Source organism: Nocardia higoensis NBRC 100133 (assembly GCF_000308595.1).
In the GTDB taxonomy this organism is placed as follows: Bacteria; Actinomycetota; Actinomycetes; order Mycobacteriales; family Mycobacteriaceae; genus Nocardia; species Nocardia higoensis.
Genome location: NZ_BAGA01000005.1, coordinates 1 through 15,750 on the forward strand (window position 1 = coordinate 1; position 15,750 = coordinate 15,750).

Below are 15,750 nucleotides of genomic sequence, written 5' to 3' on the forward strand. Positions count from 1 at the left end.
GACGACCCGGCGGAACTTCTCCACGGGCAGATCGGTGACCGCCCCCGCGGCGCTGACTCCCGCGCTGTTCACGGCGATGTCGAGTCGTCCGCGGGTGGCGCGGGCCGTCTCGAACAATTCGCGGACGGAGTCCTCGTCGGTCACCTCCACCCGGGCGGCGTCGTGATCGGCGCCGAGTTCCGCGGCGAGCTCGATGGCCTGGTCCTTGTTGCGGTCGGCGACGGTGACCGTCGCGCCGTCGGCCGCCAGTGCGCGTGCGATCGCGGCGCCGATGCCGGAGGCGCCCCCTACGACGACGGCATGGCGCGGTCGGTTCTGTGGCATTGCGTGTGTCCCCTTCTCGGAGGGAAAGTTCGGATAGTCATCGTTCGGCTGGTCACCGAATGAGGCCCTGCGGGAGCACCATTGCGGTGGCCAGGGCGGTGAGTTCCCCGGCGATTCCGGGTCGCTGGCGGAACTGCGGAAGCTGCGAGACATCGGTGACGACGCCGATCACCGCCTGGGCGAGTGCCCGGGCGTCGGCCGTGGTGAGGTCCTCGGCGAGTTCGCAGATGGCCTGCACCCACTCGGCGACGTACTCACGCTGGGTCTCCCGCAGGGCGGATTGTTCTTCCTCGGACAGGTACAGCAGGTCGGTGGCGAGAATGTGCATGATGCGCCCGTGCACGCCCAGGGCTTGCCTGATGTAGGTGCGGATGAGCGCGTCGAGCACTTCCCGCGCGGTGCTGGCATGTGCGAGAGCGTCGGCGGTCACGTAGAGCAGCCCCTCCGCGCCCCGCTCCAGGATGGCGCGCAGGACCTGGCCCTTTCCCGTCACGTGCTGATACAGCGTGGCCACCGACATCTCCGAGGCCTTGGCGATGTCGTCGATGCGCACGTCGTAGAAGCCGCGCTCCTCGAACAACCTGGTCGAGGCCTCGATGATGCGCTCCCGCCGTCCCGCCGGACGCCGTGGCACAGCCGGCGGCAGCGCGACGGCATCGGGGGCCGGGTCGGGAAGCCGGCACTCGATGATCGTCCTGGCAAGGGCCGCTTGGATTTCCATCAACCGTTCGGGCGACAGATGACCGCGGATGTCGGGAGTGTTCGAGTACATCGTGAGCACGGCGAAGCCGAGCAGTTCGGCCTTGCGTTCGTCGATGGTGGGATCGGCGGCGACGATCTTCGACGCGATGTAGTCCCGGTTGGCGGCGAAGTAGTCCCGGAACAGCTCGTACTCGGCCGGGCGCAGGTGGCGCCGTTCCCGCCGCCACAGCGTCGCCTCGTCGCCGTTGGCCGTCAGGTCGCCGAGCCCCTCGAGGAACAGGTCGAGCTGCTCGCGCGGGGTCGAACCCGTCCTGTCCGCTGTCGCTTCCAGTTCCGCGACCATATCGGTCTGGCCCTGGAGCGCCCGGACGAGAATGGCGTACTTGCCCTTGAAGTGCCGGTACACCGCCGGCCCGGTCAGGCCGACGGCGGCGCCGATCTGGTCGATACTGACGTTCTGGTATCCCGTGTCCTGGAAAAGACGGGCAGCGGCCCGCGCGATCTGCTCGGTACGCTGGCTACCCCGCGTGGACGTCGCAGGCGACTCCCCGTCGGTGTCAGTGTTCGTCGGCGTCGCCGTCGGTCGTGACATGTCAGCTCTTCCCTGTCGGCGCGATCATGGCCTCATTTTCGCATCTGGTGCGCTTTCGCCGTCCGGCCACGCCACGACCGCCTTGCCTGCCAGCGTCTTGGTTCCGTCGGCGAGCACGGCCGTCAGATCCAGGTGGGCGCGCTGTTCGCCGTCGACCGTCTCGATCTCGGTGATCTCCGCGCGGAAAACGGGCTCGGCGAGAACCGGTGTGATCGCGGTGAATCGGGTGGACAGCTCGAGGATGCGGCTCTGGGGCACCCAGTCGGTGAGCAGACGACCCAGGTAGGCCATCGACAACATGCCGTGGGCGAAGACGTCGTCCATGCCGGACGACCGCGCGGAGTCGATGTCGATGTGGATCGGGTTGTGGTCACCCGAGGCGCCGGCGAACAGCGCCAGCGTGGTCCGGGTGATGGCTCCCGGGCGCAGTTCCGGTACGGATCCGGTGACGACGGATGCGGGGGAGTTCACGAGGCACCTCCGGGATTCTTGATGACGCTGACGCTCTCGAGCTCGGCCACGACCGCACCGTCACGGGTCACCGTGGTGCGGCGGACCAGGAAGTCCAGCGCGCCGCCGGCCTTGGTGTAGGCGTCGACATAGGCGGAGTCGAACTGCACCCGATCGCCCGCGTGGACGTCGGCGAAGTAGCGGAACCGCTGCTCGCCGTGCAGCACGTTGCCGAGGTCGACGCCGTGCGCGGCGAGATCGGCGAAGACGGGGGAGTTCTCGAGCTCGAGGCCGAACAGGAAGGTCGGCGGGGCGAGCACGTCGGGGTGACCTGCCGCGATCGCGGCGTCGCGGTCGCGGTAGATCGGGTTCTCCTCGCCGATCGCAATGGCGAACTGCTTGATCCGGCCGCGTTCGACATCGGCGATCAGCGGCGGGGTCACCACATCGAGGATTGCGTGATCGAGGGACATCAGCCCACCTTCTCGTACAGGGTCACGACGCAGGCGCCGCCGAGACCGAGGTTGTGCTGCAACGCGATTCGCGCACCGTCGACCTGGCGATCGCCTGCCTGGCCGCGCAGCTGCCATACCAGTTCGGCGCACTGCGCCAGGCCGGTGGCGCCCAGCGGGTGCCCCTTGGAGAGCAGGCCGCCGGAGGGATTGGTCACCACGCGGCCGCCGTAGGTGTTGTCACCGTCGAGGATGAACTTCTCGGCGGTGCCCTCCGGGGTGAGGCCCAGGCCCTCGTAGGTGATGACCTCGTTGGTGCTGAAGCAGTCGTGCAGCTCGACCACCGGGATGTCCAGCGGATCGACACCGGACTGCTCGTAGACCTCGGCGGCGGCCTTCGCCGTCATGTCGTAGCCGGCCACCTTCATCATGTCGGTGGTCTCGAAGGTGCCTGCCACATCGGTGACCAGCGACTGGGCCTTCACACGGATGCTCGCGTCCAAGCCGCGGGCGCGCGCGAATTCCTCGCTGCACACGATCGCGGCGGCGGCGCCGTTGGTCGGCGGGCAGCACATCAGCAGGGTCAGCGGGCCCCAGATCTGCTTGGAGCCCATCACGGTGTCCAGGTCGATGGGATCGCGGAAGACCGCCAGCGGGTTGCGGCCCGCGTGCGAGCGCGCCTTGACCGACACGCGGCCGAAGATCTCGGAGGTCACGCCGTAGCGCGACATGTACTCCACGCCGGCGCCGCCGAACATCTTCGCCGCCATCGGGGCGGGCTCGTCGCCGCCGGGTCGCGACATCGCGATGTTCTCGCCGCGCGCGGTCGGGCTCGGGCGGTCGCCGTAGGCGTTGACCAACGCGCCGGGTTGCATCTGCTCGAAGCCGAGGGCGAGAACGCAGTCGGCGGTGCCCGAGGCGACGGCCTGGCGCGCCAGCCACAGGGCGCTCGATCCGGTGGAGCAGTTGTTGTTGACGTTCACCACCGGGATGCCGGTCATGCCGACCTCGTAGAGGGCGTTCTGGCCGGAAGTGGAGTCGCCGTAGACATATCCGACGTAGGCCTGCTGGACATCGCTGTAGTCGATGCCCGCGTCCTGCAGGGCCGCGATGGTCGCCGCGGCGCCCATCCGGTCGTAGGTCTCGCTCTTTCCGGCTTTGGTGAAGGGCATCATTCCGACGCCGCTGATACAGACGTTAGTCATGGGCCTGTCCTTGCTCGAGGGTGTGTGTACGGCCAAGTCTGAACGCGACTATACATATTCACGACTAACAATCGACGCATAATGCCTGAGAAAACTCGTTATTGACGGGTCTGATCGCTGAAGTTAGTATTCACCCCAGTGACGGCTGTCACAGACTCGTCCACGCAGGTATACGCCGGTTCTCCCGGCGTGGTGCGGCGTGACGGACAAAACCCCAAGGAGGCGGCACGTGAGCGTGCAGAAACTGCAGGACAAGGTTGCGCTGGTCTCGGGCTCGGGTCGCGGCATCGGCCGCGCGGTGGCCCTGAAGCTGGCATCCGAAGGCGCCAAGGTCGTCATCAACGACCTCGACCCGGAGCCTGCCAAGGAGGTCGTCGCCGAGATCGAGGCGCTCGGCGGTCAGGCGGTGGCCTGCGTCGGCAGCGTGACCGATCCCGAGTTCGCCGATCGGTTCGTGGCCGCGGCGGTGGACAACTTCGGCGGCATCGACATCATCGTCAACAACGCCGGCTACACCTGGGACAACGTCATCCAGAAGATGACCGACCAGCAGTGGAACGACATCATCGACGTCCATCTCACCGCCCCGTTCCGCATCCTGCGCGCCGCGCAGCCGGTCATCAGCGCCGCGGTCAAGCGGGAGCGCGAGGCGGGCGTCGTGCCGTGCCGCAAGGTCGTCAACATCTCCTCCACCTCCGGCCTGCAGGGCAATGCGGGCCAGGCGAACTACTCCTCGGCCAAGGCGGGCATGGTCGGTCTGACCAAGGCCATCGCCAAGGAGTGGGGCCGCTACAACGTCACCGTCAACGCCGTCGCCTACGGCGTGATCAACACCCGGCTGACCTCGGTGACCACCGAGGAGAAGACCATCAAGGTGGAGGATCGCGACATCAAGGTCGGCGTCAATCCCGCGGTGATGGAAGCGGCCACCAAGCAGATCGCGCTCGGCCGGGCGGGTACCGTCGAGGAAGCCGCCGGCGCGGTGTACCTGCTGTGCAGCCCGGAGTCGAGCTACATCACCGGCGAGACGCTCGTCTGCGGCGGCGGGCTGTGATCGAGGCTCCCACCGTGACCGGGAGTCCGGTAGTGAACGAGCACTACGAGGATGTGGCCTACGAGGTGTCCGACGGCATCGCCGTGGTGACCCTCGACGCCCCGCAGCGTCGTAACGCGTTCCGGGTGCCGATGCTCGTCGACCTGTTGCGCGCACTCGACCGGGCCGACCGCGACCCCGAGGTACGTGCGGTGATCGTCACCGGCGCCGGGGAGGCCTTCTCCCTCGGCGCGGCCCTCGACGGCCCGGAGACGCTGTCGAAGGCGCTGGCCGAGGACGTCGAGGGACACACCCCCACCGGCTACCGCGAACCCGCCGGCCGGATCAGCGAGCGGCTGTTCGCCATGCAGAAGCCGGTGATCGCCGCGCTCAACGGGCACGCGATCGGCGGCGGGGCGACGATCGCCGCCGCGATGGACATCCGCATCGGCAGCGAGAAGGCCCGGTTCGGCTTCGTGTTCAATCGCCGTGGCGTCGTGCCGGAGGGCGCGTCGACGTGGTTCCTGCCCCGGCTGGTCGGGATCGGCCGGGCGACCGACTGGGTCCTGACCGGCCGGGTGTTCGACGCCGCCGAGGCCTACGAGGCGGGCTACCTCACCAGGGTCGTCCCCGCCGACCAGGTGATGACCGTGGCCGTGGAGTACGCGCAGCAGTTCGTGCGCGACACCTCGCCGACCTCGGTCGCGCTGTCCAAGCGGTTGCTCGCCTCCGCCTGGCAGTACTCCCATCCCGGGCCCGCGGCCGCCGACGAATCCCGCACCTATGCGGGACGAGTCGACTCGGCGGACGCGCGCGAAGGAATCATGTCCTTCCTTGAGCACCGCCCCGCGGTGTTCCCGCCGCTCGATCCGTCACCGGCCCAGAAGTTCTGAGTCCGATCCCCCTTACGGGCCCGTCCCGCCGCTCACAAGGCTGCATCGAGGAGCACCATGACCACCGAACCGTTCACCGTCTGTAAGTACGGCGCCGACGCGGAAGGAACCCACGACTTCGCGGGTATCCACAATTTCAACGAGAGCGTCTACTTCAACTTCGTCGACCCGATCTCCCAGCTCGGCGGGCTCGTCCGGATCGGCAACCGGCCGAATCTCGGGTACAGCGAGACTTCGGTGCAGCTCACGCTGCCGGGCGGAGCCATCGCGTTCCGGGCCGGGCGCACTCCGCGCGAGACGAACGACGACTTCTCCGGTCAGGGCCTCGAGATCACCTTCACCGAACCCACCCGCAAGGCCGAGATCAGGTACCGCAACACCGTCGCCCGCGTCGTCCACCCCTCGTTGATGGCCGAGCACGGTCGCATCGCGCTGAAGAACGCGCCCTCGGAGGAATGCGAGATCTCGCTGACCTACGAGGCGTCCAGCCCGATGTTCGTCATCAACAGCGACGGTGACGGCGACTGCACCCCGGGCAGTTCCACGATCGCGAGCGATCACTACGAGCAGTTCGGGCACCTGTCGGGCACCATCCGGGTCGGCAGCCGGACCTGGGTGCTCGACAAGGTCACCTCGTTCCGCGACCACTCGTGGGGCCCGCGCGAGTGGGCGTCCTACACCGGGGAGTGGGTGGCCGGCTGGCTGGCCGACGGCACCGCCTTCAGCGCCTACGGCGAGTACGAGAAGTCCGGGGTGCGGGTGTCCGCGGGCGCCGTGCTCACCACAGATGGTGTCGCACATCCGATCACCGAGTACATCGTGCACACCGATTACGCCGGTGAATCGACGTACTCGGGTCGCCATGTCGGCATCATCACCGCGGAGGGGCTGCCCACGATCCTGGTCGACGGCGCGATTCGCCATTTCGTCCCGGTCACCCAGCGCACCGAGGACCGCGCCGTGCGGATGGGCCAGATGACCGTCGATCTCGCCGAGGGACACGGCGGTTGGGCGGTCGCGGAATTCCTGCGCCCGATCCGCCCGTAGGCCGACCCATCCACGGCATCCGAACGCATCATCTTCGAGGAGCACCCCCCCATGTATCCCGGCCGCCACGCCATAGAACATCCCGACCGCCCGGCCATTGTGATGGCGCCCAGCGGTGAGGTCCTCACCTATGCGGACCTCGACGCACGGGCCAACCGGCTGGCGGCGCTGTTCCGCTCGGAAGGGCTGGCGCCGGGCGACCACATAGCGCTGTTCATGGAGAACCACCTCGAGATGATCGTCGCGATGTCGGCGGCCGAACGGTCGGGGCTGTTCTACACCCCGGTCAACTCGTTCCTGTCGGCGGCCGAGGCCGCCTACATCATCGACGACTCGCAGTCCCGGCTCGTCATCACGACGGTGGCGAAATCCGCTGTCGCGCACCAGTTACCCGAACTGTGCCCGCGGGTGGGCCGCTGGCTCATGGTCGACGCCGAGCCCGGCTCGTCCGCGCTCACCGGACCGTACGAGTCCTATCGCGCGGCGGTCGCCGAGTTCGGCGCCGCACCGGGGCCCGACGAACGGCTCGGCACGCCGATGTTCTACTCCTCCGGCACCACCGGCAAGCCCAAGGCGATCAAACGTGCACTGCCCGACGCGCATCCGGGCCGGATCCTCGCGATCGAGGACTTCGGCCGCAAGCTCTTCCACCTCCGCGAGGGCATGCGCTTCCTCTCGCCCGCCCCGCTCTACCACTCGGGCCCCCAGTCGACGGTCGCGATCAGCCTGCGTCTGGGCGCGACGGTGGTCGTGATGGAGAAGTTCGACGCCGAGCTGTACCTCGAACTGGTCGAGAAGCACCGCATCACGCACTCGATGGTCGTCCCGACGATGTTCTCCCGCATGCTCAAACTGCCAGCGGACAAGCGCGCCCACGACCTCTCCTCGCTCGAGGTCGTGGTGCACGGCGCCGCGCCGTGCCCGGTCGCTGTCAAGGAGGCCATGCTCGACTGGTGGGGTCCGGTGATCTACGAGTACTACGGCGGCACCGAGGCCAACGGTATGTGCGGATGCACTCCCGAAGAATGGCTGGCGCACAAGGGTACGGTCGGCAGGCCGTTCATGGGCGAGCCGGTGATCCTCGACGAGGACGGCAACGAATGCCCGCCCGGCGTCGCAGGCACCATCTGGTTCCGCGGTGAGGGCAGCGGCTTCGAGTACTTCAACGACCCCGCCAAGACCGCCGAGGCCAAGGACGCCACCGGGACGATGTCCAAGATCGGCGACATCGGCTACCTCGACGAGGACGGCTTTCTGTATCTCACCGACCGCCAGGCGTTCGTCATCATCTCCGGCGGGGTGAACATCTACCCGCAGGAGATCGAGAACCTGCTCGTCACGCACCCGAAGGTTCTCGACGCCGCGGTCTTCGGCGTCCCCGACGAGGATTTCGGCGAGGCCGTCAAGGCCGTGATCCAGGCCGTCGACCCCGCCGCGGCGGGCGCGGAGCTGACCGCCGAACTGGACGCGTTCTGCCGCGACAACCTCGCGAAGTTCAAGTGCCCCAAATCGTTCGACTTCATCGACGATATGCCCCGGCTGCCCACCGGAAAGCTCTACAAGAAGCCGCTGCGCGACGCCTACTGGCACGCCGCGGACGATCCCACGCCGAGCGCCGGCAGCTGACCGCCTCGCTTGCCGACTGCTCCACCTCCAGCCTGCGCCGCCCCACGCCGCGCGGCGATCACCGAGAACAGGACAAGAAATGCCTCACGACGTGTTTGTGTACGACGCCTTCCGCACCCCGCGAGGTCGCGGCAGGGGCGGAGCCCTGCACGGTGTCAAGCCGATCTCGCTCGCCGTCGGCCTGCTGCGCGCGCTGCAGGATCGCAACCCGAGCCTGGATCCCAAGCGCGTCGACGACCTGATCCTCGGCGTGGTCAGCCCGCTGCGCGACCAGGGCGCCGACATCGCGCGCACCGCGGCCATCGCCGCCGGACTGCCCGAGACCGTGGCGGGTGTGCAGCTGAACCGGTTCTGCGCCTCGGGCCTCGAAGCGGTCAACACCGCCTCGCAGAAGGTGGCCTCCGGCTGGGAGTCGCTGGTGCTGGCCGGCGGCGTGGAGTCCATGTCACGGGTGCCGATGGGATCCGACGGCGGCGCGTGGGCCAACGACCCGGAAACCAACCTCACCACCGGATTCGTCCCGCAGGGTATCGGCGCCGATCTGATCGCCACCCTGGAGGGCTTCACCCGTGAGGACGTCGACGCGTTCGCGGTCGAATCGCAGCGCCGGGCCGCGGCCGCCTGGGACGAGGGTCGCTTCGCGCGCTCGATCGTGCCGGTGCTCGACCGCAACGGTCAGACGATCCTCGACCACGACGAGCACATCCGCCGCGGCACCACCCTCGAATCGCTGGGCAAGATCAAGCCCGCGTTCGCCGCGCTCGGCGCGCAGGCCGGTTTCGACGCCGTCGCGCTGCAGAAGTACCACTGGGTGGACCGCATCGACCACGTGCACACCGGTGGCAACTCCTCGGGCATCGTCGACGGCGCCGCCCTGGTGGCGATCGGCAACGAGGCGATCGGCAAGGAACTGGGCCTGACCCCGCGCGCCCGCATCGTCGCCGGCGCGGTGAGCGGCTCGGATCCCACGATCATGCTGACCGGCCCTGCTCCGGCCAGCCGCAAGGCACTCGAGGTCGCCGGGCTGAGCGTCGACGACATCGACCTGTTCGAGATCAACGAGGCGTTCTCCTCGGTCGTCCTGCGTTTCATGAAGGACCTCGACCTCCCGCACGAGAAGGTCAATGTGAACGGCGGCGCGATCGCCATGGGCCATCCGCTCGGCGCGACCGGCGCGATGCTGATCTCGACCGTCATCGACGAGCTCGAGCGCCGTGACCAGCGCCGCGGCCTGATCACGCTGTGCGTCGGCGGCGGCATGGGCATCGCCACGATCATCGAGCGGGTGTGAGCGAGCCCGTGACCCAGACAACCCAACCCCAGAATTCCGACGAGAGCGTGAGCGAGGCCGGCGCCGTGACCACCACCGAAACCATCACCTGGGAACAGACCGAGTCCGGTGTGGTCGTCCTGACTTTCGACGACCCGACACAGTCGGTCAACACCATGACCGCGGCCTGGTCCGCGTCCTTCGCCGCCGCCCTGGACCGGCTCGCGGCACTCGGATCGGATCTGACCGGCGTGATCCTCACCTCGGCCAAGAAGACCTTCTTCGCCGGCGGCGATCTCGGTGACCTGCTCGCCACCGCTCCCGAGCAGGCGGGGGAACTGACCGCCTTCGCCGACGGCGCCAAGGCGATGCTGCGCCGACTCGAAACCCTCGGCGTCCCCGTCGTCGCCGCCCTCGGCGGCAGCGCCCTCGGCGGCGGACTGGAGATCGCGCTCGCCTGCCACCATCGCATCGCCGTGGACGCACCGGCGATCCGGATCGGCCTGCCCGAGGTCACTCTCGGTCTGCTGCCCGGCGGCGGCGGTGTGGTGCGCACCGTCCGGCTGCTCGGCCTGGACACCGCGCTGGACAAGGTGCTGCTGCCCGGCACCGCGTATCGGGTCGCCGACGCCCTCGAACTCGGGCTCATCGACCGCGTCGTGCCCACTGCCGATGCGCTGATTCCCGCCGCCCTGGCATGGATCTCGGCCAACCCGGGCGCCACCCAGCCGTGGGACCGCAAGGAGCCGATCCCGGGCGGCACCGCGTACTCGCCGTCGATCGAGGCCGTGCTGCCCATGCGCGCCGCCATGCTGCGCGCGCGGTACAAGGGTGCGCCGATGCCCGCCCCGGCGAACATCCTCAGCGCGGCTGTCGAGGGCACCCAGGTCGACTTCGACACCGCCTCCGCCATCGAGACCCGCTACTTCGTCGAGCTGGTCACCGGCCCGGTCGCGAAGAACATCATCCAGGGCACCTTCTTCGACAAGCAGGTCATCAAGTCCGGCGCCAGCCGCCCGAAGGATTTCCCCACTCACCGCGCGAGCTTCGTCGCCGTGCTCGGCGCGGGCATGATGGGCGCGGGCGTGGCCCTGTCCTGCGCGCTCGTCGGGATGAAGGTGGCGCTCAAGGATGTCGATCTCGCCGCCGCCGAACGGGGGAAGGACTACTCCCGCAAGGTCTTGGGCAAGCAGGTGGACAAGGGCACTCGCACACGCGAGGACGCCGACGCGATCCTCGACCGCATCACCCCCACCGCGTCGGTGCAGGACCTCGCCGGCGCCGACCTGGTGATCGAGGCCGTGTTCGAGGACCCCGACCTCAAGCGCACGGTCTTCGCCGAGGTGCTCGACGTGGTGGCCCCCGACGCGGTGCTCGCCTCCAACACCTCCACCCTGCCGATCACCGACCTCGCGCGCGATCTGCCCCGCCCCGAGGATTTCATCGGCCTGCACTTCTTCTCGCCGGTCGACCGCATGGAACTGATCGAGATCATCGTCGGCGACAAGACCAGCGACGCCACCCTGGCCAAGGCCTTCGACATCGCGCTGCAGATGCGCAGGACCCCGATCGTGGTCGGTGACGGCCGGGGCTTCTTCACCAGCCGGGTCATCCTGCAGCGCCTCGTCGAGGCCGCGGCGATGATCGGCGAGGGCGTCGATCCGCATTCGATCGAGCAGGCCTCGCTGCAGGCCGGTTACCCGGTGGGCACCCTCGCGCTGCTCGACGAGCTGACGCTGTCGCTGCCGCTGAAGATCCGCGGCCAGTTCCGCGAGGTCGCGGCGCAGAACGGCGCCGAGCTGGCCGCTCACCCCGGCGACGCGGTGCTCACCGCGATGGTCGAGGAGCTGGGCAGGCCGAGCCGGGTGGCCGGCGCCGGCTTCTACGACTACGTCGACGGCAAGCGGGCGGGCGTGTGGTCCGGTCTGGCCGAGCGGTTCCCGCGTGCCGAACAGCGGGCCGATCTCGCCGATCTGCGCGATCGACTGCTCTTCGCCGAGGTGCTCGAGACCGTGCGCTGCCACGACGACGGCATTCTGCGCTCGACCGCCGACGCCAATGTCGGCTCGCTGCTCGGCATCGGCTTCCCCACCTGGACCGGCGGAACCAGTCAGTTCGTCGCCGGATACCCCGGTGGCACCGCCGCTTTCGTGCGGCGCGCACAGGAGCTGGCCGACCGGTACGGCGCGCGGTTCACCCCGCCGGCCTCGCTGACAGGGGAGTGAGCGTGCGCAGGGACATCTACACCGCCGAACACGAGGCGTTCCGGTCCGCGTTCCGCGCGCTGCTCGACCGCGAGGCCGTGCCCAATGTCGAGAAGTGGGAGCAGGCGGGCACCGTCGACCGTGACTTCATCACCACGGCGGCCGAATCCGGTTTCCTCGGTTTCGAATTCGATGCCGAGTACGGCGGACTCGGCATCGCGGACTTCCGCTACAACGCCGTCATGGCCGAGGAAGTCGTGCGCTCCGGCATGGCCGGTGACACCTTCAGCATGCAGAACGACATCATCGTGCCGTATCTGCGCGACCTCGCGACCGACGAACAGAAGCAGCGCTGGCTGCCGAAGTTCACCCGCGGTGAGTGCGTCACCGCGCTGGGCATGACCGAGCCCGGCGCGGGCTCCGATCTCGCCTCGATCCGGACCAGCGCGGTCCGCGATGGCGATCATCTGGTCCTCGACGGCACCAAGACATTCATCACCAGCGGCGCGACCTGCGACCTGGCGATCGTGCTGGTGCGCACCGGAGAACGCGACGGGCGCGGCACCTCGCTCGTCGCCGTGGAGTACGGCACCCCCGGATTCGAACGCGGACGACCGATGCACAAGATCGGCCGCAAGGCACAGGACACCGCCGAGCTCGTCTTCACCGACTGCCGCGTGCCCGTCTCGAACATCATCGGCGAGCCGGGCCGCGGGTTCGGCTCGGCCATCGCGAACCTGCCGCGCGAGCGGCTGTCCATCGCGGTGTCGGCGGTGGCCTCGGCCGAACACGCCCTGAGCCTGGCGCTCGACCACGTCCGTTCGCGGATCGCCTTCGGCGCGCCGCTGGCCGATCTGCAGTCGGTGCGGATGTCGCTGGCCGACATGCATACCGAGGTACAGATCCTGCGGCACTACGTCGACGGCTGCGTCGCCGCGCTCAACCGCGGCGAACTGTCCGCCGCCGACGCCGCGGGCGCCAAATACAAAGCGACCGAACTGCAATGGAACGTGCTCGACCGGTCGCTGCAGCTGTTCGGCGGCTACGGCTACATGGAGGAATACCCCATCGCGCGGATGTGGCGCGACGCGCGCATCCAGCGGATCTACGGAGGAGCGAACGAAGTGATGAAGGATCTCGTCGGCCGCGCGGTGGTGGCAGGATGAGCGGCGCACCGGGGCCGCTCGTCGGGCGGACCGCGCTCGTCACCGGCGGTTCGCGCGGCGTCGGCCGCGCGGTCGCGCTGCGCCTGGCCCGCGACGGCGCCGCCGTGGCTGTGAACTACCGGCGTGACGCGGCGGCCGCCGACGAGGTGGTCGAGCAGATCGTCGCGGCGGGCGGTCGCGCGGCGGCCTACTGCGCTTCGATCGACGACACGGCGGCGGTCGCGGAGATGGTGACCGCTATCCGGGCCGATCTGGGTCCGGTGGATCTGATCGTCAGCAATGCCGGCTCGGCCAGTCGCGGTCAGGATGTCGCCTCGACGCCGCAGGCCGATTACCTGCAGCTGATGCAGGTGCACGCCTTCGGCCCGATCGCGCTCATCCAGCAGGCGCTTCCGGACATGCGCAAGGCCGCCGCGGGGGAGGCGGGTCGCGGCGACATCGTGATGATCTCGTCCAACACCACGCTGTCCGCGCCGGCGAACTCCGCGCCCTACACCATGGCGAAGGCGGCGATGGAGACCTGCGTGCGCACCATCGCGCGCGAGGAGCGCCGCTACGGCATCCACGCCAATATCGTCGCGCCCGGTCTCATAGCCACGGAGATGGGTAAACGACTCGTCTCCGCGGCGCGTGGCGCCGACATCGGCGATCTCGACGCCGACTCGCCGTTCGGGCGGGTGTGCCGCCCGGAGGACGTCGCGGGCACGGTGGCGTTCCTGGTCTCGCCGGATTCCGGCTACGTGACCGGGCAGCGGTTGGTCGTCGACGGCGGCGGCCCGAACCCGACGATTTTCTGACGACCGAGACACGAGTGAGGCTTCCGTGACGACCGTGGCCGAGACAGACACCCCGGGCGCCTCCGGCGCCACCGCAACCGAGCACGACGATTTCTTCGCCGAGCTGACCGCATCGCTGGACAGCGCCCTGTCCGCGGACGGGACACTGCGCTTGATCGACATCGACCAGCGCGGGGAGGGCAACTCCTGGGAGACCTACCTGGTCACCGCCGAGTGGACCGGAGCCGCCGACCGGCGCACCGCGACCTACGCGGTCAAACGCCAGCCGGTCAGCGGCATCACCGGCGACTACGACGTGGACCGTGAGGTCGCGCTGCTGCAGGCCGCCGACCGAGCCGGAATGCGGGTACCGGCCGTGCTCGCGCACCGCGGCGAACGCGACGGCGAGCGCGGATTCTTCGTGATGGAGAAGGTGCCGGGCATCATCCCGATGCCGAACACCGTCTCCCGCCTGATCCCCGACGCCGCCGTGCGCGCGGATCTCGGCAGGCAGGTCGCCAGGGAGATGGCCCGCCTGCACAGCGCAGATCCGGCCTCGATGGGGCTGGACATGCTCGGGCCGGTGCCCGACGGCGCCGACACCGGCCGGATCGAGAACGGCAAATGGGCTCACGCATACCGCGAGGTCGCCGACATCCCGATTCCCGTGCTCGACCTGGCCTGCGCCTGGCTCGACCACCGCGCCGACGCGGTCTCCGGCCGGGTGAGCCTGGTGCACAACGATTTCCGGATCGGCAATCTGGTGATCGAGGACGGATCCATCTCCGGCGTGCTGGACTGGGAGACGGCGCACTTCTCCGATCCCGTGGCCGATATCGCGTGGTTCGCCCAGCGCACCTCACGCGGCCGCTCGCCGCTGTTGTGCAAGCTGATCGAGCTCGAGCCGTTCCTCGACGAGTACGAGCGGGCGGGCGGCTGGCGGCCGAGCCCCGAGGCGGTCACCTGGTGGTCGGTGCAATCCCTGGTCAAGACCGCCGTGGGCTGTCTGCAGGCCGTGGATGTCTACAAGCGCGGGGACCGCGACGAACTGCGGTACTCGAACATGGCCCACAGCGTCTACTACAGCGTCGGCTGGCTGACGAAGATGCTCCGCGACGGAGAATGGGGACACTGACATGACCGTCTACTCGACCGACCTCACCGGCCTGCTGAACACGATCAAGGACACGCTCGGCCACCGCGTCGCGCCCGCGCTGCCCGAGGGCACCGCGCGCCAGGAACTGGCCGCGGTGCTCGAGCAACTGGACAACCTCACCCAGCGGGTCGCGTGGGACCGCGAACGGCTCGCGCGGGTCTGTGACCGCACCGAGGAGCTGGCGGGGGGCCTCGGGCTCGCACCGGTCACCGCCCCCGGCGCCGACGTCGACGCCCTGCGCGGCCGCCGGCGGGAAGTGTCCGAGGTCCTGCGCGCGGCCTATCGCGACGGCGCTCCCCGCGCCGGGCTCGTCGACGCCGTGCTCGCGTTCTCGGAAGCCGATGTCGCGGAGCAGATCTCCGTAGGCCTTCGCGCCGGGCTGCCCGGCTGACCTGATCACCCGGAGCCGGGTCGCCCGATGGGCGGCCCGGCTCTTCGACTATCGGAGGATGGTGGACATGCGCGTCCACGAACTACTGGACCATTGGGCCGACCGCTTCCCGGACGAGATCTATCTGACCGACGGCAGCCGCAGTCTCACCTGGGACGAGATGCGCCGCTGGACTCACCGGGTCGGCAACTGGCTGGCGGGTACGCTCCGGCCCGGCGAACGCTTCTGCCTGCTCGACCGCAATTCGCTGGAGATGATCGCGCTGTACTTCGGCGCGTCGCGGGCCGGTGTGGTGCCGGTGCCGCTCAACTTCCGTCTGGCGCCGCAGGAATGGAAATACATCGCCGAGGACGCGGGTTGCCGCCTGGCCGTGGTCCACGAGGACTACGCGCAGGCGCTGACCGCGGCCGTCCCCGGCATCACCGCGTCGGTCATCCGCGACGGCAGCGAATCGCGTCTGCGG

At 69.1% G+C, this 15,750-nt stretch carries 16 protein-coding genes; 11 read left to right on the forward strand and 5 right to left on the reverse strand.

The features are described 5' to 3' along the window. The 5 genes from ON26_RS00880 to ON26_RS00900 form a co-directional block, all read right to left on the reverse strand. Positions 1-324 (reverse strand): SDR family oxidoreductase (locus tag ON26_RS00880; protein WP_040793997.1); only part of this gene is annotated, 324 nt, incomplete at its 3' end. 52 nt (positions 325-376) lie between these two features. After that, positions 377-1,618, reverse strand: a complete 1,242-nt coding sequence (locus ON26_RS00885; RefSeq protein ID WP_040793998.1) for a TetR/AcrR family transcriptional regulator — start codon at positions 1,616-1,618, stop codon at positions 377-379. Between the two features lie 24 nt (positions 1,619-1,642). Continuing rightward, positions 1,643-2,089 (reverse strand): MaoC/PaaZ C-terminal domain-containing protein, encoded by a 447-nt coding sequence (locus ON26_RS00890; protein WP_040793999.1) that lies wholly within the window; start codon positions 2,087-2,089, stop codon positions 1,643-1,645. Then, on the reverse strand, positions 2,086-2,541 hold the full coding sequence (locus ON26_RS00895) for a MaoC family dehydratase N-terminal domain-containing protein (RefSeq protein WP_040794000.1): 456 nt from the start codon (positions 2,539-2,541) through the stop codon (positions 2,086-2,088). Before ON26_RS00895 ends, ON26_RS00890 begins: the two co-directional genes overlap by 4 nt. Further along, on the reverse strand, positions 2,541-3,725 hold the full coding sequence (locus tag ON26_RS00900; protein WP_040794001.1) for a lipid-transfer protein: 1,185 nt from the start codon (positions 3,723-3,725) through the stop codon (positions 2,541-2,543). Before ON26_RS00900 ends, ON26_RS00895 begins: the two co-directional genes overlap by 1 nt. A gap of 229 nt (positions 3,726-3,954) precedes the next feature. Between ON26_RS00900 and ON26_RS00905 the strand changes: the two genes are divergently transcribed. From ON26_RS00905 to ON26_RS00955, 11 genes are all read left to right on the forward strand, one after another. Beyond that, on the forward strand, positions 3,955-4,779 hold the full coding sequence (locus tag ON26_RS00905; RefSeq protein WP_040794002.1) for an SDR family NAD(P)-dependent oxidoreductase: 825 nt from the start codon (positions 3,955-3,957) through the stop codon (positions 4,777-4,779). Between the two features lie 14 nt (positions 4,780-4,793). Beyond that, positions 4,794-5,651 (forward strand): enoyl-CoA hydratase-related protein, encoded by an 858-nt coding sequence (locus ON26_RS00910; protein ID WP_051026461.1) that lies wholly within the window; start codon positions 4,794-4,796, stop codon positions 5,649-5,651. A gap of 57 nt (positions 5,652-5,708) precedes the next feature. After that, on the forward strand, positions 5,709-6,698 hold the full coding sequence (locus ON26_RS00915; protein WP_040794004.1) for a DUF7064 domain-containing protein: 990 nt from the start codon (positions 5,709-5,711) through the stop codon (positions 6,696-6,698). A 51-nt stretch (positions 6,699-6,749) separates the two neighbouring features. Beyond that, on the forward strand, positions 6,750-8,324 hold the full coding sequence (locus ON26_RS00920; RefSeq protein WP_051026460.1) for an AMP-binding protein: 1,575 nt from the start codon (positions 6,750-6,752) through the stop codon (positions 8,322-8,324). 79 nt (positions 8,325-8,403) lie between these two features. Then, on the forward strand, positions 8,404-9,615 hold the full coding sequence (locus ON26_RS00925; protein WP_040794005.1) for an acetyl-CoA C-acetyltransferase: 1,212 nt from the start codon (positions 8,404-8,406) through the stop codon (positions 9,613-9,615). Between the two features lie 65 nt (positions 9,616-9,680). Continuing rightward, complete coding sequence (locus tag ON26_RS00930) at positions 9,681-11,819, forward strand: 3-hydroxyacyl-CoA dehydrogenase NAD-binding domain-containing protein (RefSeq protein WP_040794012.1); 2,139 nt, start codon at positions 9,681-9,683, stop codon at positions 11,817-11,819. Positions 11,820-11,821: 2 nt separating this feature from the next. Further along, positions 11,822-12,964 carry an acyl-CoA dehydrogenase family protein gene (locus ON26_RS00935; RefSeq protein WP_040794006.1) on the forward strand — a complete coding sequence of 381 codons (1,143 nt, stop codon included), beginning with the start codon at positions 11,822-11,824 and terminating at the stop codon, positions 12,962-12,964. Further along, entirely contained in the window at positions 12,961-13,761 is an 801-nt protein-coding gene (locus tag ON26_RS00940) for an SDR family NAD(P)-dependent oxidoreductase (RefSeq protein ID WP_040794007.1), read from the forward strand. Before ON26_RS00935 ends, ON26_RS00940 begins: the two co-directional genes overlap by 4 nt. A gap of 34 nt (positions 13,762-13,795) precedes the next feature. Continuing rightward, positions 13,796-14,875 (forward strand): phosphotransferase family protein, encoded by a 1,080-nt coding sequence (locus tag ON26_RS00945; protein WP_306307232.1) that lies wholly within the window; start codon positions 13,796-13,798, stop codon positions 14,873-14,875. 1 nt (position 14,876) lies between these two features. Next, a complete protein-coding gene (locus tag ON26_RS00950) occupies positions 14,877-15,287 on the forward strand; it encodes a hypothetical protein (RefSeq protein WP_040794009.1) in 411 nt (136 codons plus the stop codon). 58 nt (positions 15,288-15,345) lie between these two features. Continuing rightward, positions 15,346-15,750: AMP-binding protein (locus ON26_RS00955; RefSeq protein ID WP_040794010.1), on the forward strand; the 405-nt coding region annotated here is incomplete at its 3' end.